Here is a 21,173-nt window from a genome sequence, read left to right as displayed (position 1 = left end):
ATAATGCTTGTCAGCTTCAATAATTAATAATTATATATAAAAGGAGTTGAATTACTTGCGAAAAAAGAAAAATGGTTTCCGTATTGTTGTCTATATTATGCTGTTTGCCATGGTAGCTTCCACATTAATGATAAGCTTAAGCTTCGTCGTCGATAAATAAGAAAATCGCAATGAGAAACATGTGACCATGTTTCTCATAACTTTTGCTACTTAAAACTATTTTTAATAAAGCTTGGTATCCAATGTAAAGCTCTCCAGGTTTTCCTTAACTCGTTGTAAAAACCTTCCACAGATAACGCCATCCAATATCCGATGATCCAAGGAAAGACACAAATTCACCATGGAACGAACCGCAATCATGTCTTGAATAACAACAGGACGTTTGACGATGGATTCAAAAGTAAGAATAGCTGCTTGTGGATAATTGATAATCGGATGTGACAGAATCGATCCAAAAGAACCGGTATTGTTAATGGTAAAAGTACCACCTTCGCTATCCGCTAACGTCAATTTGCCGCTTCTTGCTTTTTTGGTAACCAGATCGATTTCTTTGGCAAGCCCAGCAATATTCTTCTCATCTGCCTTTTTAATAACAGGTACGGTTAATGAATCCTCTGTCCCAACGGCCAGTGAAATATTAATATCCCGCTTAACGACAATTTTATCCACTCCCCAGAATGAATTCATAATGGGATAGTCTTTAATTGCATTCACAACGGCCTTCATCAAAAAAGCCAAGTACGTTAAATTAATGCCTTCATTGCGATTGAAATCATCCTTCAGTTTGTTGCGCAAAGCCACTAAATTCGTCATATCGACTTCAATCATCATCCAGCCATGCGGGATTTCCGTGACGCTTTGACGCATATTTCTTGCGATCGCACTGCGCATCGGTGTTAGATTGATATAATATTCATCTTTTCGTTCATTATTCGAGACCACTTCTCCACCAGGTACATTAATACTTTCAGATAAGTGTAATCCGGACGAACGCAAATGTGAAATAACCTTTTCAGGCGATTCTATGCTTGATTTTGACTCCTGAACTACGGGTGCAGCAGCTGGCTTAGAATTAGAATGTCCACCTCGAGTTATATATAACTCAACGTCTTTCCTTGTAATTCTACCACCTAGACCTGTACCCGCGATCTGATCCAAGTCAACTTTTTGCTCAGTTGCTAAATTCAATACAGCCGGCGAGAACCGTCCGCGCAACGAAATATCTCCAGTTATAACTGGAGGAATAGCCCCTGAGATAGCTTGAGAGGCTGTGGCTGGAATGTTGCCTCCTGATTGCTTTAAACCATTTGCAGGCTCTTCAATTAAACATATAGCTTCTCCGACCAAGGCAGTAACCCCTTCTTGCACTAGAATCTCAAGAATAGTTCCTTCAATAGGAGATGGCATTTCTACATTAACCTTTTCTGTTAGAAGCTCACAAATAATATCATATTCACGAACATAGTCGCCAGGTTTAACCATCCATTTACCTACTGTAGCGGAAACCAAGGTTTCTGCTAAATGAGGGACAGTAACTTCGGTTCCTTTAAGCTTCGAGCCTTCCATCTATCCACCCCGTTCTATTTCGGTTATAGCATTGCCAGATTACGCATAGCTTCCATGACTTTATCTGGGTTTAATAAATAAAACTTTTCAAGTGCAGGACTCATTCCTACTGCAGGCACATCCGGTGCACATAAACGCATAATAGGAGCATCCAATTGAAAGAACAGCTCCTCAGCAATAATTGCAGAAACCTCTGCACCTACGCCGCCCGTCTTATTATCTTCATGTACGATCAGAACCTTACCTGTTTTGGCCACTGCCGCAAGCACAGCTTCCTTATCAAGTGGCTGTAAAGTGCGCAAATCGAGGACATGCGCGCTAATACCTTCTTTTTCCAGCTCTTCTGCAGCCTTCAAGCAATAATGTACGGTCATTCCATAAGAGATTACGGTAATATCTGTACCCTCTCGTTTCACATCTGCTTTACCAATTGGCACAATATAATCTTCATCCGGCACTTCGCTGGAGATGGATAAATAACATTTTTTATGTTCAAAGAACAGCACTGGATCCTCATCACGAATAGCAGCTCTCATTAAGCCTTTAGCATCATAAGGTGTTGAGGGAGCAACTAATTTTAATCCTGGTGTTCCGAAGAATACAGATTCTGGGCATTGCGAGTGATACAAAGCTCCTCCTCCAGTGGCACCATAGGGTGCACGAATGACTATTGGACAATTCCAATCTCCATTGGAGCGGTATCTGATTTTAGCTGCTTCGCTAATAATTTGATTCGTTGCAGGAAAGATAAAGTCAGCGAATTGAATCTCGGCAACTGGACGCATCCCTTGCATGGCTGCACCAATTGATACGCCAACAATTGCAGATTCAGCTAACGGGGTATCCAATACACGAGCTGCGCCAAAGAGATCACGCAACCCTTTCGTTGTGTTATTTACTCCGCCTTTACCGACGTCCTCACCCAATACGAATACATTAGGATCGCGTCGCATCTCGTCTTCCATGGCCGAACGAATCGCTTCTAAATACGTCATAACTGCCATAGCAATTAAGCCTCCACTTCATTATCGGCATAAACATGCAGCATAACATCCTCTGGCTTAGGAAAAGGGGACTTATCTGCATAATTGGTTGCATCGTTGATTTCTATAGCAAGCTGTTCGATTAATGCCAAATCTTTTTCCTCGGACCAAATCCCGCTATCTATTAGATATTGCTTGTATTTAGGAATACCATCGTCTTTTTTGTGTAGATCGACTTCTTCCTGTGTGCGATATAACATATCATTATCAGCCGTAGAGTGAGGGGAAATTCGATACATCATCGCTTCGATTAAAGTCGGTCCCTCGCCTTTCACAGCCCGTTCCCGTGCTTCTTTAACTACACGATATACCTCAAGCGCATCATTGCCATCAACTCGAATACCAGGAAAACCATAGCCTATAGCACGCTCATATATATTGCCAGAAATTTGTTGGCTCAACGGCACAGAAATCGCATATTGATTATTCTCACACATCAGGATAACCGGGAGCTTATGTACCCCAGCGAAATTACAGCCTTCATGGAAATCCCCTTGATTACTAGAGCCCTCGCCAAAAGTGACGAATGAGACTCCCTCTTGCTTTTGCATCTTTGCCGCTAGAGCGAATCCGACTGCATGAGGAACTTGAGTAGTTACCGGGCTCGAGCCTGTAACAATGCGCAGCTTTTTGTGGCCAAAATGTCCTGGCATCTGTCTGCCGCCGCTATTCGGATCCTCCGCTTTCAAGAAGACAGAAAGCATCAGCTCACGCAATGTCATACCGAGAGAAAGCACAAATCCATAATCACGATAATAAGGAAAAAAGTAGTCCTGTTCCTGATTCAAAGCAAAAGCTGCTGCAACCTGAGCGGTTTCCTGACCAATCCCAGAAACATGAAACGCAATTTTACCTGAACGCTGCAATAAGAAACCTCGTTCATCAAACTTTCGCGCGCGCATCATACTGCGATACATCTCCACTGCTTGTACGTCTGTAAGTCCTAGCTTTTGGTGTTTAGTTAATTGTCCGATAGACATGGAGTCAGCCTCCTATAAGTATACTAAAAGAATAATTTATTACCTGGTCCTAAGACTTGCCGCTATAACCTTCATTATAAATCGTTTAAATTCGGATGGCAACCGTTTTATACGGTTTAGCCATATAAGTGAATTAGACACATATAACGTTTACTAGTATGATAGGAAATATCATACTACAAAGGATGTTCATAATGAATGATAAAGTCAAACGTTTTATTGCTGTTCTGCTACTAGTTATTCCTGGAGTGACAGCAACCTATGGTTTTCTGGCAATGAAGGATGCCTTTTTCGCGCAATTTGGAGATCCCGTCACTAACCCTCATGTGCTCTGGGGCAAAATGATTCTTGGTTTGTTCTTATTTGCAATCGGAATTGCTTTTATTGGTGGTTGGACCTTTTATCGGGATCGCAAACGAAACTACCTAGCTCCACGCTTTAAGCCAAAACGCAAGAAATCTTAATTTCTCTACGTACTAGCTCGTCCCGAAATACCAACAGTTATGAATTGCTTCTCTGCATTAAACGGCCAAATCCATGAGCGGAGAAGCTTGCCATCCACTGCCATTTTATCATGCATATCCTGTAAAGCAAGTACGGCGGATTCAATTCCATAGCTCCCCATAATTCGCACCATAAACTGAACTCTTTCTGCTTCAGTCGTCAAAGAATAGAGCATTTCTCTGATAAATTCAGTTTGTGCATCAAGCAGAACGATATCTGTCCACATAATAACTGTGCCATTTGGCCGGGCTAATGAGAAGAGCATTTCATTATATTGCCGCAACAGAAAATCTCTCAATTCGGCCATACCATCGACAATCTGATTCACATCATTTTTTGCATACAATTTCGCATAAATAGCAAATACCGTGAGCGCATGAAGATAAAATAACTGTGTATGTACAGCTGATGAAATCACCGCAGCAAACCGTTGCTTAAGATGCGCTAGAACAGGCTTTAACCCAACCTCTCTAGAAATCTCTTTAAAAAAAGTAATCAATCTCGCCGCAGGTGCTTGATTATCCAGTAAGCTTTGAAATCGAGCATAGAAATCTACCTGGTCCAAGCCTGTAAAATCAAGGGAATCCAAGCACTTTATACTAAGCTGCAGCTGGGGATCCAACGCTTTAACCGCATTTTGCATGGAATCTGTATCAATGTCTGCCAGAATAATCAAATGGAATCGTTTTGCCAAGTCCTCCAAATCAAAATCATCGCAATTACCTGCCCCCAGAATAATCACTTCATCCTTCGGACCAAGCTTGCCTATACTGCTCTGAATCAAATGCTTGATCTCTTGCCGATGCTTAATCCACCTGCCCGAACGATCTGGTTCACGCCCTTGGTTCATCTGTCCAAAAAAAGTTTTCATTCCCTATTAACTCCATTCCTATATGCTTCTTAGCTATTATAATACATAAACACCCACCGTATAAACCAAAAAAACCACTTAATTGGATAAGTGGTTTCGAGGTAGTTAAACCATCAATTAAACAAAGGCAAATAGCTGCCCAAGCCTTCTTTATCAAGCTCTTCCTTAGGAACAAACCGTAAGGCTGCAGAGTTGATGCAATAACGCAATCCACCTGTTTGAGCAGGACCATCATTAAAAACATGACCAAGGTGAGAATCAGAATCCGCACTGCGTACTTCCACTCGCTTCATACCGTGAGTACGATCCACTTTTTCTTCAACCGTTTCAGGAATCATTGGTTTTGTGAAACTCGGCCAGCCACAGCCTGAATCAAACTTATCCAATGAAGTGAATAAAGGAGCTCCAGAAACAATATCTACATACACTCCAGCTTGCTTATGATCCCAGAACTCATTATGAAATGCAGGCTCTGTACCGTTATTTTGTGTGACTTCATATTGAATTCTAGTGAGTTTCTTCTTTAATAGCTCTTTATCTTTCTCCGAATTCCAGTGGCTTTCAATAAAACGATCGCGACCAGAGCCCTGACGATAAGACTTGTAGTGGCTTGTATTTTTCTTATGATAATCTTGATGATAGTCTTCTGCTGGGTAGAAAGTGACTGCTGGCAGAATTGGAGTCACAATTGTTTTAGTGAACCGTCCACTTTCCTCTAAAGCCTTCTTAGATGCTTCTGCTGCAACGCGTTGTTCTTCACCATGATAATAAATGGCAGTCCCATAGGATTCGCCACGATCAAAAAACTGACCCCCTGCATCAGTTGGATCCACACTAGCCCAATATTGTTCAAGCAACCTTTTATATGGAAAAATAGCTGGATCGAACGTAATCTGCACCGCTTCTTTATGACCTGTCGTTTCGGAGCAAACCTCTTTATAGGTTGGATTTTCTTTATGTCCACCGGTATAGCCCGAGACTACTTTTATAATGCCTGGAAGCTCGTCAAATGGTGAAACCATACACCAGAAACAACCGCCAGCAAATGTTGCTAATTCTTGAGACATGTTTAATCACTCCTTCAATTGGTCCAAAAACTACCTTTATTATATCACACGTTTATGGGGTGTCCAAACGAGGATGATATAGGTGTTAAAAGATAAAAAAGTATTAGAGTTTACTCTTGGTCAGATGGTAACTTACCTTCCTTTAACCACGCTTTCATTGCTTGATCAAATTGAACATTTTCTTTTTTTAATCTAGGGTACCACTCCATTTGAAGATTGAGCAGATCGATGTGAGACTTCAATGTATTCACTTGTTCTTCTATCTTTTCTTTTTGTTTCTCAAGAATTCCCAAACGTTTTTCACCAGTTTGGTCGCCTAGTAAAGTAAGATCCGCATAATCTTTAAGCTGAGCTATTGGCATACCCGTATTGCGAAGACAGTTAAGAAGATTGATCCACTGGATATCCTCATATTCAAAAATACGTATTCCACTTTCGTTTCTTTTGATGAACGGCAGAATACCTTCTTTTTCATAATATCTTATGGTAGGGATGGACAAACCCGTCTTTTCTGCCACCTGGCCGATTGTTAATTCCTCGTTCATTCTCAATGTGATCCACCTCCCGTTAATGAATTAATCGAAACATGTTGTTCTTTATTATTTAGAATATACTCCATAGACAACAATAAACCAAGATTGGAACTTATATCGATAAACACTTTTACGCTAAACAGAATTTAAAAATAATCGCTTGACCTAAAGTGAACTTTAGGGTGTAGGATTTGAATTGTACGAGAGGAGATTTAAAAATTGAAAGGGAAGTGAAGTCAAATGGAATACAAATTACTAGGCAAAAGTGGCTTAAGGGTCTCGGACATCGCTTTGGGTACGATGACATTCGGAGATAGCTGGGGATGGGGAGCAGATAAAACGGAAAGCAGAAAAATCTTTGACACTTATGTTGAGGCAGGAGGAAATCTGATTGACACAGCCAATCAATATACGGGAGGCGAGAGCGAAGAATTCCTTGGGGAATTTATCGCATCAGAACGAGAGAAACTTGTCATCGCCACGAAATATTCACTGACCATGAACCCGAAGGACCCGAACGGTGGAGGAAATCACCGCAAAAACCTAGTTCAGTCTCTAGACGCAAGCTTGAAACGGTTGAAAACCGATTATATTGATATGTATTGGCTGCACGCATGGGATTTTATGACACCTGTTGAAGAGGTTATGCGAGCATTGGATGACCAGGTACGAGCTGGAAAAATCCTCTACATCGGCATCTCCGATACTCCGGCGTGGATTGTCGCAAAAGCCAATACAATGGCGGAATTGCGCGGTTGGACCCCATTTACCGGATTGCAGGTGTCGTATAGCTTGGTTCAAAGGGAGGCGGAGCGCGAGTTAATCCCCATGGCAAAAGCATTGGACATTGGGGTAACCGCCTGGGCCCCGTTAGGTGGCGGTATCTTGTCCGGCAAATATAAAGGAGGCAGACCTCAGGACTCGAAACGGGTTGATTTTATTGGGGAAAGTCTTTCGGAAAGAAACCGCTCCATTCTGGAAACGGTCGAAAGCATTGCTCAAGAGATTGGCAGAGCTCCTGCCCAAATAGCCCTCAATTGGATCAGGCAGCAGGATGGGACGCCGATCCCGATTATCGGGGCAAGAACGGAAAAGCAGATCAAAGATAATTTAAACTGCCTAACCTTCGAGTTGACACCTGAACAAATGGATTTGTTAGCCAAAGCCAGTAGTATCTCTCTGGGATTCCCGCATGATTTTCTGGAATTGGATCAGTTTCAACATGCCCTTCATGGTCAATTCGCTGGAAAAATTGCTAAACGCAACTAATAACGAGTGAGTGTAAAAAGAAAAGAGCTTTCAAACTTATTTTCAAGAATATCCTCTGTATGAGAAATAGAAAGGCCTGAATTCACTTAAATTTCTAAGTGAATTCAGGCTTTAAGTTATACTTTTACTTTAATTCTACCAAAGCGGCTCAGGAATATATTTAGTCATCTGCTCAGAACCATTATCAAAACGTTTGTACTCGTGAGTAATGGCACTTTCCTCAACCTGACCAAATGCCCAGTGTGTAGCATTAACATCTGGAAAGCTTACTTCAGCTCCATACAATGGACCACGATTCAACAATCGGTTGATCATCGTAACAGCCTCAGTACGAATCATATCTGCTCCAGGACGGAAGGTTTTATCCGGGTATCCTGTAATAATGTGATAACGGAAAATCTCTTCGATGGCATTCTTCGCCCAGTGTGTTTCAATATCCGTAAAGTCTAGCTTGATTGGAGCACGATCTGTAAGTTTCAAATATCTGAAGATAACCGTGCTTAACTCGGCACGTGTAATTGGAGCATCTGGTCTGAAGCCGCCATTCTCATAGCCTGTGAACAACCCAACTCTTGTTGCTGTCTCAATGTATTCTTTAGCCCAGAAGGTTGCTGTAATATCTGTATAGAATTTCTCACCTGTTACTGTGCTCTGTAAATCCATAATTCGTGAGAAGATAGCTGCAATTTCAGCACGTGTAATCGCACGATTAGGTTTAAAGTTACCATCTGGATAACCCTTAATGTAACGCTCATGTCCTTGATCACCAAAACGTGATGTGAATAACAAGATACTTAGTGGTGATTTATCATCTTCAAGATTCACTAAAGTATCAGTTGAAGCTATGGTAGCTTCATTTGTTACTTTAACTTCAGCTTGTGGCAATGAATTAGCTTTAACTTTTACTTTGTAAACAATCGTTCCTGATGCTTTAGGTGCTAGATCGCCAATTTTCCAAGTGATCTCAGAGCCTGTAACTTTTCCATCTGCTGCTTCTAATATATCTGTATATTGTGGAATTTGAGCCTTAACTGTAACACCTTTAACAATCACATCTGATTTATTCAGATAATTGATTGTAAATGTAACGATGCCTTCCTCAGGATAAGCAGCATTATCACTTAGAAGCTGTACAGCTAAGTCTGCTTGGGTTTGAACGATTGGAGCGACTGGAGCGACTGCGTCTTCCTGCTGTGCTGCCGGTGATGGAATTCTTTTCAGCTTAGGGTCATATTTAACGATTGCACCGTCTACACTAAGAGTTCCACTCGTATTGGAGTAATACCCTGGTTTAGTAGTTTCGACATAATAGTCTGTATGGTCATAAACCATCCAAGCATATTGTCCGTCAATCAAAGTAATTTGCTCTGGGCTTAAGTTATCAAATGGAGCAAATGAAAGAATCTGCGGTACATGAACTAAGGTACCCGGTATTGGCGATTCAGTTTGTCCTACGGGTGGAGTTGTTACATTCGCAAGATTCCTTGGAGTATTGGCATAAAATAGCGTAACATGCGCTCCAGCAATTGGTAATCCAGTATCTATATCTGTTACTGTACCATAAGGATCGATTAATCCAAGAGCTATGTTCATTTCTCCAATTAAAGCTCCATTGTTACCGATAACTATCGTCGGTAACTTACTTCCTAAAATCAATTCATGTGCGTTTTCATCCTTATATGTGATTGCAAATTGATAAGTTCCCGGATCCAGGTTCGGTGCATTGAATGTCCCGTTATCGTTAATTGTCACTGGAATCGGAACTTCTTGTGGCAATGACGGATCGATTACTTTAATTAAATACCCTTGTATTCTTTGCGCGAGAGCAACTTCAAGCAATGTTTCTTCTCCGGATTGCGTTTTGAAAATTAATAAGCCACTTCCTGTTTTCTCAGCAGGGAATTCCTTATAGATTCCGGCAATAATCGCTCCAGCATGGGCTACTTGTGGAAAATCTACCATTTTTGTTTGAGTCCCTACCAGTATTGGTTTCGTGATAACGACATCGTAATCCGTGTTACCTACTGGTATAGCGATTTTATAAGCTCCATTTTCAGCTGTAGTCATTGTGGCAGAGAATATTACTTCATTGCCTTCTTTTTTCGAAACCGTAACAATTGCTCCTTTAACTGGCTTAGAGATAAGATTGCCACTCTCGTCTTTTAAAGTTTCAGTAACAATACCGACAATTGCTCCAGGATCAAACGTGACGATGATCTGTCCATTAGCATACAAATTATTTATTGGGTCAGATACATCTGCATTAACTGGGAATCGAACAGATGCAGTTCCAGCAATTATATCTGATTTGAATTGTACATGCGCAATCCCGTGTTCATCCGTTATAGCACTTATGGAAGCTGCAACAAACGTTCCATTACTTGTTGAAGAGAAGGTACCTTTAGGGGCTGTAAATGTAACTGTAACACCATCAAGCGCATTCCCCTCATTATCAGAAACGATCGCAGTCAGTATACTTTGCGAAACGCCATCTCCAAGTATTGTCGAAGGGTTTGCTGTCATTGTGATCTTATATGGCGAGAGTGCTGCATCGACAATTACAGTATTCGATGTGTCATCTTCCGGTAAAGCATAGAAACGTTTCGTTGTTTGAGAATATCCCGATTTTATTACAAGTAGCTCATATTCTCCAACATTTATATTGGAAAAACTATAATGTCCATTGCTGGTTGTTTCAAGAAGAGTAGCCACAACCACTTTATTGAGCGGATCATACAGTACAACCTTTGCTCCTGCAAGATTGTTATGCGTACTCAAATCCGTTATAGTTCCTTCAACCGTTAAGCTCTGGCGTAATTTAAACTTATTATTGCCGCCAACACTTAAAGCTTCGTCATTATATGTGTCTGTTTCCAATTCTACTCTTGGAACAGCTACAGCATCGTATGCTTTATAAATAGTGCCATATGTTCCGGTTGTTATTGAGAATGGCAGACGCGAGACACCTGTCCATTGTTTATATCCCACATCAACAAAATTAGGATTAACCAGTGTTAATTTTGTTTCAACTACTTCCGAGTTAACCGTATAAATGGCTACTACTGCTTTAACGTTAACAGCACTTACAGCTTGCAGGGTCATTGAATCATATTGCCCAAATACAGGAAGCATCCAATCATTGCTTGTTGCTGGGTTATGAATTCTTGGCGCGAGAGGTCCTAATGGCAGTTGATTACCGACCCAACCGTCTAATGGAGTACCTGTTACGGTAAGAGTGTCATTGACAGATTCAACACTTATCGGCGATATATGGTATTTGCTGACAGCTTGTAGAACAGTCGTATTAGCAAGATTATCATATTGAGTTGTAACAGGTACATTCACAACAAGTTTCAGCGTTATAATAGCTCCAGCTGCGAGATCAACAACAATTTCGCCAGTACTGTTTCCATTACTGCTATAACCTAGGTTAAGTATCTCCCATTTCCAAACGCCTTCATCCAGTTTGCCCTTGGCAATTGGATTGACCATATCCGTCCCTGCAAACAAATCTGTAGGATAGATCCCATTTTGAAGCGATAAGGTGAAAGTATCTCTACCTGCACCATTGTTTTTCAATGTATGCGGAAATTCTTGTGATTTGCCCGCAGTGATCGAATAGGTATGAGTAAGATCTAATGCATGTGTACCTTTTACTACCCCGGTTGCTGTATTCGTAAGTAACGATGTATACTTCTTCCCTCCATCTCCTGGTAGTACAGAGCCTGGAATTGAATAATATTCCTTTAATTTGGCTTCACCATAAATAGCCGTCGTTACTGTTGTTGCATCTTTAGCAGCAGCTTTGAATTTCAGAATTGCTGAATTGCCTTTAGGAATAGATCCAATTATCCAATGGATTGTTCCGTTTCCTGTAGGACCACTATTTGAAGTAACGATATCATTGACTTCTGCCAAAGCTACATGTGACAAGTAAATCTTTGAAGAAACACTTAGATCTAGATTAGCGTTAAAAGCATCACTATTCCCTGAAGCATTACCAACAGTGACAGTATAAGTAACTTCCTCACCTGGAGTGGAAAGATCAGGCTTATCTTGAGTGATTTCTAGTGTCAACACAGGTTCAACAACAGTTTGTACCAATTGCGAAACCGTTGCTAGCTTATCGCTATCATTCGTGTCTGCAGTTTTATAGCTAATTGTCGGCTTAAAGGAAGTATCGTGTGGATTACTATAGTTCGTATTCGTATTAACCCTTGTTACCACAGTCAATTTAGAGTCATCTGAGATTGGTGAATCACCAATTACAGGAACTGATAAGATATAACCAATATTCTCAGTTAGTGGAATTGTAGTGTTGCCTTGTTTCACACTGATAATTACTTGATCTACTAAGCCTGTCAAATTTAAAATAGGATGATAAACGGTACTGTTATCTGTCGTATTTAAGTCGATCCTATAGGTCAGTTGATCGCCTGGACGTACTTTCGTTGTATTACCTGGCATGTATGTGTTTGCTGTCACCGTTACATCAAGAGTAAGCGGAGCTACAGTTAAAGTATGAGTAGCATGTTCATTAGGCATATATGTTTTAGCATGTTGATCTCCTGAAATGGTAGCAATTGATTTATATTGTTTCAATGCAGCTATCAGATCAAGCTCTGTAATACCCGCGCCTTGCACTGGAGAATTAGCCGACAACTCCACATCAAATGATAATACGAGTGTGCTGTTATTTCCGTTGACAGTGAGATTGTTCCAAACTACTTTCCCGCCTGATCCTCCAGTTGCTTCAATTAAACTGCCGCTAGCTGTACCCGCTGATTTAATTGTGCTCTCAACAACAGACAGCCCAGGTAAAATGGGAACTTCTACATTCGTTCCATATGCTTTTCCTGCTCCTGTATTAGTAAGCAGATACTGTATGTTTATCGTTTTGTTGTTACTTGCAAATTGTGGATTGCCTATAACTGGAGTTGCACTAATACTGAGTATAGGGCGAATCACAGCTATTGTGTTGGTTTTTTCAGGACTTGTTGTCAAAAGATTACCTCCTGAAAGTGCCGTCTCCCATTTAGCAGTAGCCGAGCTAGTTGCATTTTCAGTGTCGTTTGCAAAAGAACCATCTGTTTTGGCCCTTAAATGTAAAACAATTGTTTTCTTCTTCTCTGACCCTGATGCGTCAATTTCCCCAATAAAGGTATATTTATAGGTTGTTGAGGAAACAGTTTGTGTTGAGCCATCTAAGTCGGTCCCTATTAAATCGAACTTTTCAAGCGATGGCAAAGTGTCCTCAACAATTAGATTGTAAGCATTAGTTCCATCTGGAATGATTACTTCTAACTCATAATCAAGCAAATCTCCTGGGCGAATCTGTGTTAAATCCCCCGGGCTTATTCCATTGCTTGTGCCAATGATCTTATTAGTCAATTGAAGTCCAGGTACTTTAATTGTGCTTGATGCAGGAGCAGTAGGAAATTTCTCATTCTCATCCGTGCTGTTATTAACAAATGCTGAATGAGTCGAATAGTAGACTCCCGACGCTCCATTTACATGATGGCTCGAGCCTGAACCCTTCACTTGTTCTAGCATTAGCGGGAATGAAAAGGTAGTGCTTGCTGCTTTTGCTAAATTTTGAATATCATAAGTAAGTGTAAAACCGTCATCGATATTTCCAGAGACATCAGAATCTTCCAATAAAGGAGATGTACTAGCTAAATCAGCTACTTTAAACCCTGCAGGCAATTTTATCGTTGGTACAAAATCATAAGCTTCACTTGTTCCAATGTTTTCCAACTTAAATATAATCGTTTGCGTTTCTCCTTTTTCCATATCGGCATTAAGAGGAGTAATTGTCGCTTTTAAATTTGGTTTAGATACAATAACCTGAGCGTTGGAGGATTCTTTACTCCGTGGATCTCCACCCGAAATCTGATCTTTCCAATGTATTTGTGCTTTGGATTTCTGAGTTTCTTGATCCGAATCATCTGTGATGCGAACAACCTTGGTTTCGATAAAATAAGTATAAGTTGGTGTTGAGGCGCTAACCCCAAGTGTTTGCGGAAGAGACGCGCCATATTGTGGAATCCTTACTATTTCCGATGTGTTTGCAGCTCCGGATTGGGAATATGTCGTATTGGACAATGGTGTTCCAGAATGACTGGATGGTATATATTGATTTACTGCATACACATTCAGTAAGGTCTGTCCAGCTGGAATATCATCTGTAATAAACGCATCATACATCACTTCATTCTTTGGGACAGTAACGATAATTTTATAGACAACCTTATCTCCAACTTGAACATCACTATCACCAAAAGTTGGAGATGTTGAATCTACAACCGTTTTTGTAATTGCAACGTCCTCCGTTTTCATTGTTACATGTAAGGTTTCTCTTGTGATATTGCTTGGATCCGTGGGATCGATATAATGCCTTCCTTTATGGCCGGATTGACTATAATAGTCCCATTTCGAGCTTTCACTTATTTCCTTGCTTACACCGATTGGATTGATAACAGTTGCTCTGTAACTAAATGTAATGGTCTGACCAGGAGCAATAGACGGAATCTCATTAAAAGCAATATTGTTAAGGTTTGGCGTTGATCCATCACTAACACTAGATGGATTCTCCAATTCAGGAGGCAATGTATCAATAAATTTTACATTAAAAGCAGTTGAAGTAGTTGAGTTATTAGTTAAATAAACCGAAACTAATACACTCTGTCCACCATTTACTGTAACTGAACTCGAATCAACTATAGTTGTATTAATCTTACGACTTAGCTCAATATAGGGCTCCACGTATTGCAATTTCACGGTATCTCGTTCACTCTTGATTCGTCCAGGCGAGTTTTTGTAGGATAATACGACTAAGTTTTGCTCACTTTTATCAAGCTTCACATAATCAGTAGCATCGATGACAACAACGGGTACATCTACTGAAAGTGTCATCAACTCATCCACGTCATCAAGTGTCCAAACTAAAGCATGCAGATCGGCAATGTATTCAGGCTTAACGAGATTCAAGTCCAATCCTACTAAATCAGCTACATCATCTTCTCCATTTCCTGCTAGTACTGCTGCATTATCTGGCAATGTGCCTAACGGAAGGTAATCATATACGACAACTTCATGCTGTTTGGCATCGACATTCGATGCATCATAAGTTATTCTAAAATTCACTTTATCGCCAACAGTTGCTTTTGCCAATTCACTAGTAATAGGAGTAACAAATGCTGCATCTGCGACACTTGTTATTTCTTCAGTAATTTTTGGAACTGCAATTGGAACTGATGTCGAGTCACTGTCGCTTACTATGCCTGATGGAACCGTATGCGCAGTTACTTTTGACCAGTTGTGAATGTTATCTCCTGCATATATTGAATTGGGTGCATATGGAGCGCCAGCCCAAGTATTATCGACCGTAGTTGTATAATGCAACGTGACCGATTTCTTAGGCAGCATTGTACCAATATTCCAAGTAAATGTTGTAGTTCCATCACTAGCTTTAGCTGCAACAGGATTAGGTGCTGGAGCAGGATTAGTTGCATCTATTAAGCCAGTCTGAAGTACATAGCTGCCAAAAGATTGTCCATCGCCAATGATATCTGTTACAACAACAGTATCCGCTTGATAGTATTCATTTGTTGTTATGGTCAACGTATACTCCAAAGTATCTGCATAATGTGTTGAAGTTTGAATTACTGATTTATCTATAATAATATCCATCGGAGTAGAGTTGTACTCGATATTAGCACTTGGAATATCTGCATTACTAATAAAGTTTATATTATCAACAGTTGCATTATATTGAATTGTATTCGAGACTGTTGCGCCATGAGTAAGAATAGCTCCATCATTGTCCGTATCACTATCCACCGTATCATTATTTAAAAACGCTGCTTTAAACTTTAGTGATTTATCGCTATTCTCAGGCACATACAAATTTACCCATTGGCTAGAACGTTTATTATTTGTTTCCATCTTATTAACTGTTGTAGGTTGTGTATCCGTAAAGTTATACGCTTCTAGACTTCCACCCAATAAACTTGTCAATGAATTGAATTTTGTCTCAAATCGAGTATTATTCACTATATTGTATTCATAATTCCCTGCCCCCCACTCACTCGGGTGTGATGATTGTACCTCTACAGATCCGCTAGCTCCCTTAAGCTGCTTGCTAGGGTTCGTCACTATTATTGAAAAAGGCATGATTTTTAAGATTTGAGTCGTAGTAGCACTGACTTCATTTGGCGGATCATTTAGAATACGTGGAAATTTACTAGCGTGAACATTTACAACAAATTCAGGTACAGCTTTAAAAGGTACATATCCTTTGCTGGAAAGTATTCTGTATTTCTCCAATGAATTCACTTTTACAGGGAACTCAAATGATTCTCCAGGAGCAAGATCCTTAATGTCCTGCCAGTAAGCTGTTTGCTTTTCTAAAGAATTGCCTGTCTTGCTTGTTGGAGCTGGCGCTTGAGAATCACTTATTTGCAATCCATCATCTAGCACAACTTCGATCCCGACATTAAATGCCCAGGCAGCAGATTCATTTTTTGTAGTGACATAAACTATCGAATCTCGACCTAATACAGTTTCACCATATACATGCGTAAAAACAGTTATTCCGGTAGAAGTATTAGGATTAATTGTTGCCCCAACAGATGTAGCAAATATTCCTGAAACAAATTGAAACAAAAGCATAAAAATCATAATAACTGATAATTTCTTCTTCATCATAATAAGATTATCCCCTTACATTTAGTAGTTTCTTGCATAATCAAATTTTCATTTTTAGTTCTAAAGGATCAATAAATATTTGCTTATCCTATAAATTGTAAAAATTATTATTATCCTTTCTTATATTATTAGAACTTAAGAACTATTATTCTTGCCTCATAACTAATATAATGGTAAGAATTGTCGAACCCCACCGAATAATAGAATAACATCTTAATCTGAACAAAAACTGAACAAATTCGATTAAATTTTGAACATTTCTCTACAAATCCATAAAAAAAACACTCCTTTACACCTAGATCGAGGTATACGAGTGTCTTTTACTATTTTTTAGGTAATTTGAACTATTCAAAGTAAAATCTGTTGAATTTGCAAGCTATTATTTTTACTTAAATCTTCAAAGTTATCATCTATATGTATAAGTGGATGAGTCCCATCATAGGGATTAATCAACACAATTGTACCCTGTCTTCCATCTGTTAGTATAACTTCAAAGCCAATCATCGTTTGCATGATTTTATTGATTAATATACGAATGATTGTTGGATCCAAAATACCGAAGGCATTTTGCTCCATTTGCATCAATACTTCATAGAATGGGAAAGGATTGCGATACTCTCTTCGTGACGTCATAGCATGAAAAACATCTGCAACGGCGACTATGCGACTAAAATGATCAATTTGATCTCCGATTAAGCCTAACGGATACCCTGTACCGTCTACCCTTTCATGGTGCTGAAGCACCACTAAGGCCTGCCTGCTTGAAGTGCCTATCGTTTTTTTCACAAGCTCATATCCGAGGATGGTGTGTCGTTTCATGATCTCGAATTCTGCTGTAGTCAGCTTGTCTGGTTTTGACAGTAATTCGGGTGCAATATAAAGCTTACCAATATCATGAAGGACAGCAGCCATGGTTAACTGCAATAAATCGATTTCATTGTAGCCTAATTGTCTGCCGATAAGTGCAGATATGGTCCCCACAGCAATGCTATGTCGATATAAATAATCATCCTTTTCCTGCAAAGCTGCAAAAACTTCGAATACATTTTCCTGCTCAACTGTTTTAAGAATTAAGGGAATGACGGATTTGCGGATTTCAGTGAGCGGTAATTTTTTGGAGTTTAATACTTCATTGAAAACATCACGAACCACAGCAACAGCTTCATCCATTTCTTGACTTAACTGTAGAGAGCTTGGCTTGCCAAAAGGACCAATGGTTTCAATATTCAATTCGGCAGTATCAATCCGATGCGCTAAAAAATTCTGGACATGTATCCGATTTAGAATGGTTTGTGACTTCATGATTAGAAGTCCATTTTTATTATAAACATTTTCAATCAATCGTTTCCCTACCAATTGCTCAGAAAGCTGTGCATTTACTTTATCCATTAGTATGCTCCTATCCATCTATCTACTATTTTAATTTAGGAATTTGCATACTCACTCTAGTTCCTTGCATCGGGATACTCTCAATGGTTAGTCCATAACCATAATAATGCTTCAGCCTACGGTGGGTATTCAGTAAACCAATTCCCCCGTTGCTAATTTGTCCAGTTAATACGGCCTTAATTTCATCTCCAGTCAAACCCACTCCATTATCACTTACTGTAACCCTGACCTCATCCCCTAAATCTATAGCTGAAATCTGGATTTTGCCGCCTTCCATCCGTTTCATAATGCCATGACGAACAGCATTCTCAATTATAGGCTGCAGAGTTAGAGGAGGAATCCTGAACTCCAAATCCTCAGGAAACAGAATCTCAAACTGCAGTCGTTCCGCAAACCTAACCTTCTCAATATATAAATAAGATTGAACCAAAGCCATTTCATGGCTGATGTGCACAAAACGATTGAGATTCTTCGAATCAAAGCTAGCTCGTAAATAATTGCCAAATTCCATCAGAAGCTCACGCATTTGGTTAGAATCTTCTTCGCCTAGAGATGCAATTGTATTTAAGGTATTAAATAGAAAATGTGGTTTAATTTGAGCCTGAAGCAGTGCTGTTTCCAAATGAATATGATCAATTACTGCTCTTTTCATTTGCAATAACGTCCGAATCCGTGCTTTAAGCTCCTCGCCATTAACAGGTTTAACTGTATAATCATTAGCTCCTGCCTCAAACGCGGCTTTAAGATCTCCTAGCTGACTTTGTCCAGTGAGCATAATAATCGGAAGTTCAAATAGCGTGTAATATTCTCGGAGCTTTCGGCAAACCTCATAGCCTGACATTTGTGGAAGCATGACATCTAAGATAACCAAGTCCCACTCAGGCTTATTCTGCACCAAATGGGCTAAAACTTCTTCCCCGCGAGACATGGTTGTAATTCTATATTGCTCCGAGCCTAGTAATTGCAGAATGACGTGGACATTAACCGGATCATTATCCACAACCAAGATATGCATTTCCCCGCCATAATCTATATAGGAAGGTGTATCCGGCAAAGCAGTCTGAAGTACGATGCGCTCTGTATTTTCTAAGGATGCTGCTGCATATGGATTATAAATTAAACTTTTGCTTGCAGCTAAATCAATCAAACTAGTTGTAATTGGAATTGTAAAATAGAATGTGGCCCCTTGACCAACAATGGATCGGACTCCCATTCGCCCCCCATGCAGCTCCACGAGCTTTTTACTTATACTGAGCCCTAAGCCTGCACCACCTTGATAATCGATTTCTTCCCAGCTGCCTTGTACAAAGCCACGAAAGATTTCTTCTTGATGCTCCAAAGGAATACCATTGCCCGTATCCATAACTTGAATTTCCATATAATCTTTTTTTGAAACCGCTTGGATAACAACCCGACCTTTTGGAGTGTATTTAATAGCGTTGTACAACAAATTCGATAAAATTTGCATCAAGCGCTGCTCATCCGCCTCTATCGGTGCTAGATCCTGCGGCACTTGATTGATGACTTCTAATTCTTTTCCGGTTACAAGAAATTTCATAACTTCTATTAGTCCGTTTACCAAGCTATATAGATCTATATATTGTTTATCAAGTTGAATCTTGGCTTCATTCAGCTTCGACATATCTAGAATATCATTCAAGAGATGACCCATTCGGCGTCCGACGGTTACCAGAAGATTTAAGTTCTGCAGCTGGCTTGCTGTAAATTGATTTCCGCGATCATCCAGCATCGATTGTGAAATATTAATGATCCCATATAGAGGGATTCGGAGTTCATGTGAAGTATTAGTCAAAAATTCATCTTTAATCTTATCCATAATGACAAGCTGCTGAGCAAGTCGCGTGGTTTCGGCAAATCTACGGAATACGCGAATTGAAATTAAAACGGTCAAAGAAAGCACAAAAATTAAGATGCCCAATTTCGAGCTTTTTTCCAACTCATTCCAATCATTAAATTCAAACAAAAATTCAATGGATTGCCAGAAAAGTCCTAAAGCCCCGATTAGCAGTAAGGAAGCATCCTGTTTTTCTAAACGAACAGCTTTAATCAACACGCCAAGGATATAAAAATGAAAAGCAATAAATATGAAATTTATCGGTACAGAGAAGAGTGTGAATATAGCAGTATCGATAAACAAGGAAAGTATTCCATAAATAACAACAATGCCTTGCAGCATTCTTATAATCTTTCGAGAGGCTAAAGCAGGATTTAATTGATAATTATATTGGGCGTAGAAATAAATAAGTCCCGCAGCAGCAAGGCTTGTAATTCGCGAGTAAAGAGTATAGTCCATAGTAGGAAACCAGACCACTAAAAGCATCTTTCCCCCTTGAGTTACAAAAAACAGCGCTGTAAATAGCACACAAAGTCCAATACTTAGAACTTCTTTGCTGCGGATAAATAGAAAGAGGATAAGAAAAGCGAGTGCGAGTAACGCGTAGGTACTGCTAATAAACATATTACTTAAATTATCTCTTCGTGTTTCAGCTACAATATGCTCTGTAGAGCCTAGCTTTATGGATTGGAGGATACCACCGCTAATGGCGTGATCAAAATTAGCCACCTGAATTACAATATCAGCAGCCTGTCCATCGATTACAGCAAAAGCAACGTAGGGTGTAATTCCTGCTACTGTCAACTCTTTTGTTGAAGCTGGCTTACCGCTATTCCCTATTTCTTTTCCATTCACATAAATCCTATTAGAAGTACCAATCTTTGTGATTTTTAATGCCAGAATTTGTTGATTTACAGGTTTTAACAGCACCTTTAAATGATAGGTGCCATAACCATAAGCTGTTTCGTGATCTGCCTGAAAATAGCTATTCCATTTACTAGGGACATTCATCATTACGGAAGAGGCCTGCGCAGAAATTTCCTCAGGGGGTAAAAGCTGATTACGATAAAATTCCCATTCGCCATTTAAGCTTTGAATTCCATCCTTATCAGGCTCCCACTCTCTTAAATCCAGCTCACCATGCATGGCGGAGATTCCCTTTGGCTGATGCGAGGATACAACAAATCCAATACGTAAGGCCAAAACAATCATAAATATGCTTAAGATAAGGATAATTTTCTTTCGGGAATTCATACGGGCCTCCCACTTTAAGCCATGCCTAAAGCACACTATACAGCCCGTATCTGAACAAATTCTGAACAGCTATACTGGTAACGGGCAACTTATTTGTTTTCCATTCGAAAGCCAGAATGGAATCATTTATTGT

12 protein-coding genes are annotated in these 21,173 nt (G+C 39.8%); 3 read left to right on the top strand and 9 right to left on the bottom strand.

The window, feature by feature from the left end:
* Positions 1 to 55: 55 nt before the first annotated feature.
* Entirely contained in the window at positions 56 to 160 is a 105-nt protein-coding gene (gene prli42 / locus EHS13_RS14390) for a stressosome-associated protein Prli42 (RefSeq protein WP_155701003.1), read from the top strand.
* 62 nt (positions 161 to 222) lie between these two features.
* Here the strand turns inward: prli42 and EHS13_RS14385 are convergent, their stop codons facing one another.
* From EHS13_RS14385 to EHS13_RS14375, 3 genes are read right to left on the bottom strand one after another with little or no spacing between them, the layout of a single operon-like run.
* Positions 223 to 1,566: a dihydrolipoamide acetyltransferase family protein gene (locus tag EHS13_RS14385; RefSeq protein ID WP_155701002.1), complete on the bottom strand. Its 1,344-nt coding sequence runs from the start codon at positions 1,564 to 1,566 to the stop codon at positions 223 to 225.
* Between the two features lie 23 nt (positions 1,567 to 1,589).
* Positions 1,590 to 2,570: an alpha-ketoacid dehydrogenase subunit beta gene (locus tag EHS13_RS14380; protein ID WP_155701001.1), complete on the bottom strand. Its 981-nt coding sequence runs from the start codon at positions 2,568 to 2,570 to the stop codon at positions 1,590 to 1,592.
* 5 nt (positions 2,571 to 2,575) lie between these two features.
* Complete coding sequence (locus EHS13_RS14375; RefSeq protein WP_155701000.1) at positions 2,576 to 3,589, bottom strand: thiamine pyrophosphate-dependent dehydrogenase E1 component subunit alpha; 1,014 nt, start codon at positions 3,587 to 3,589, stop codon at positions 2,576 to 2,578.
* 194 nt (positions 3,590 to 3,783) lie between these two features.
* On the opposite strand from EHS13_RS14375, the gene EHS13_RS14370 reads away from it, so the two are divergent.
* Complete coding sequence (locus EHS13_RS14370; protein ID WP_155700999.1) at positions 3,784 to 4,053, top strand: DUF2627 domain-containing protein; 270 nt, start codon at positions 3,784 to 3,786, stop codon at positions 4,051 to 4,053.
* 5 nt (positions 4,054 to 4,058) lie between these two features.
* On the opposite strand, the gene EHS13_RS14365 is transcribed toward EHS13_RS14370, so the two are convergent.
* The 3 genes from EHS13_RS14365 to EHS13_RS14355 all read right to left on the bottom strand — a co-directional run bounded on the left by EHS13_RS14365 (position 4,059) and on the right by EHS13_RS14355 (position 6,576).
* Positions 4,059 to 4,964 carry a hypothetical protein gene (locus tag EHS13_RS14365; RefSeq protein ID WP_155700998.1) on the bottom strand — a complete coding sequence of 302 codons (906 nt, stop codon included), beginning with the start codon at positions 4,962 to 4,964 and terminating at the stop codon, positions 4,059 to 4,061.
* 113 nt (positions 4,965 to 5,077) lie between these two features.
* The gene (gene msrB / locus EHS13_RS14360) at positions 5,078 to 6,031 is read right to left on the bottom strand and encodes a peptide-methionine (R)-S-oxide reductase MsrB (RefSeq protein WP_155700997.1); all 954 of its coding nucleotides are present in this window, start codon (positions 6,029 to 6,031) and stop codon (positions 5,078 to 5,080) included.
* Between the two features lie 110 nt (positions 6,032 to 6,141).
* Complete coding sequence (locus EHS13_RS14355) at positions 6,142 to 6,576, bottom strand: MerR family transcriptional regulator (protein WP_155700996.1); 435 nt, start codon at positions 6,574 to 6,576, stop codon at positions 6,142 to 6,144.
* Between the two features lie 228 nt (positions 6,577 to 6,804).
* Here EHS13_RS14355 and EHS13_RS14350 point away from each other — a divergent pair, with 228 nt between their 5' ends.
* Positions 6,805 to 7,833 carry an aldo/keto reductase gene (locus EHS13_RS14350; RefSeq protein ID WP_155700995.1) on the top strand — a complete coding sequence of 343 codons (1,029 nt, stop codon included), beginning with the start codon at positions 6,805 to 6,807 and terminating at the stop codon, positions 7,831 to 7,833.
* A 135-nt stretch (positions 7,834 to 7,968) separates the two neighbouring features.
* On the opposite strand, the gene EHS13_RS14345 is transcribed toward EHS13_RS14350, so the two are convergent.
* The 3 genes from EHS13_RS14345 to EHS13_RS14335 form a co-directional block, all read right to left on the bottom strand.
* The gene (locus tag EHS13_RS14345; protein ID WP_155700994.1) at positions 7,969 to 16,542 is read right to left on the bottom strand and encodes an S-layer homology domain-containing protein; all 8,574 of its coding nucleotides are present in this window, start codon (positions 16,540 to 16,542) and stop codon (positions 7,969 to 7,971) included.
* Positions 16,543 to 16,890: 348 nt separating this feature from the next.
* Positions 16,891 to 17,931, bottom strand: coding sequence for an HD-GYP domain-containing protein (locus EHS13_RS14340; RefSeq protein ID WP_162463110.1), 1,041 nt, complete (start codon positions 17,929 to 17,931; stop codon positions 16,891 to 16,893).
* Positions 17,932 to 17,956: 25 nt separating this feature from the next.
* The gene (locus EHS13_RS14335) at positions 17,957 to 21,040 is read right to left on the bottom strand and encodes a hybrid sensor histidine kinase/response regulator (protein WP_155700992.1); all 3,084 of its coding nucleotides are present in this window, start codon (positions 21,038 to 21,040) and stop codon (positions 17,957 to 17,959) included.
* Positions 21,041 to 21,173 lie beyond the last annotated feature (133 nt).

It is taken from the genome of Paenibacillus psychroresistens (assembly GCF_009728935.1).
GTDB lineage: Bacteria > Bacillota > Bacilli > Paenibacillales > NBRC-103111 > Paenibacillus_AC > Paenibacillus_AC psychroresistens.
This window is presented reverse-complemented; position numbering and strand designations above follow the sequence as displayed.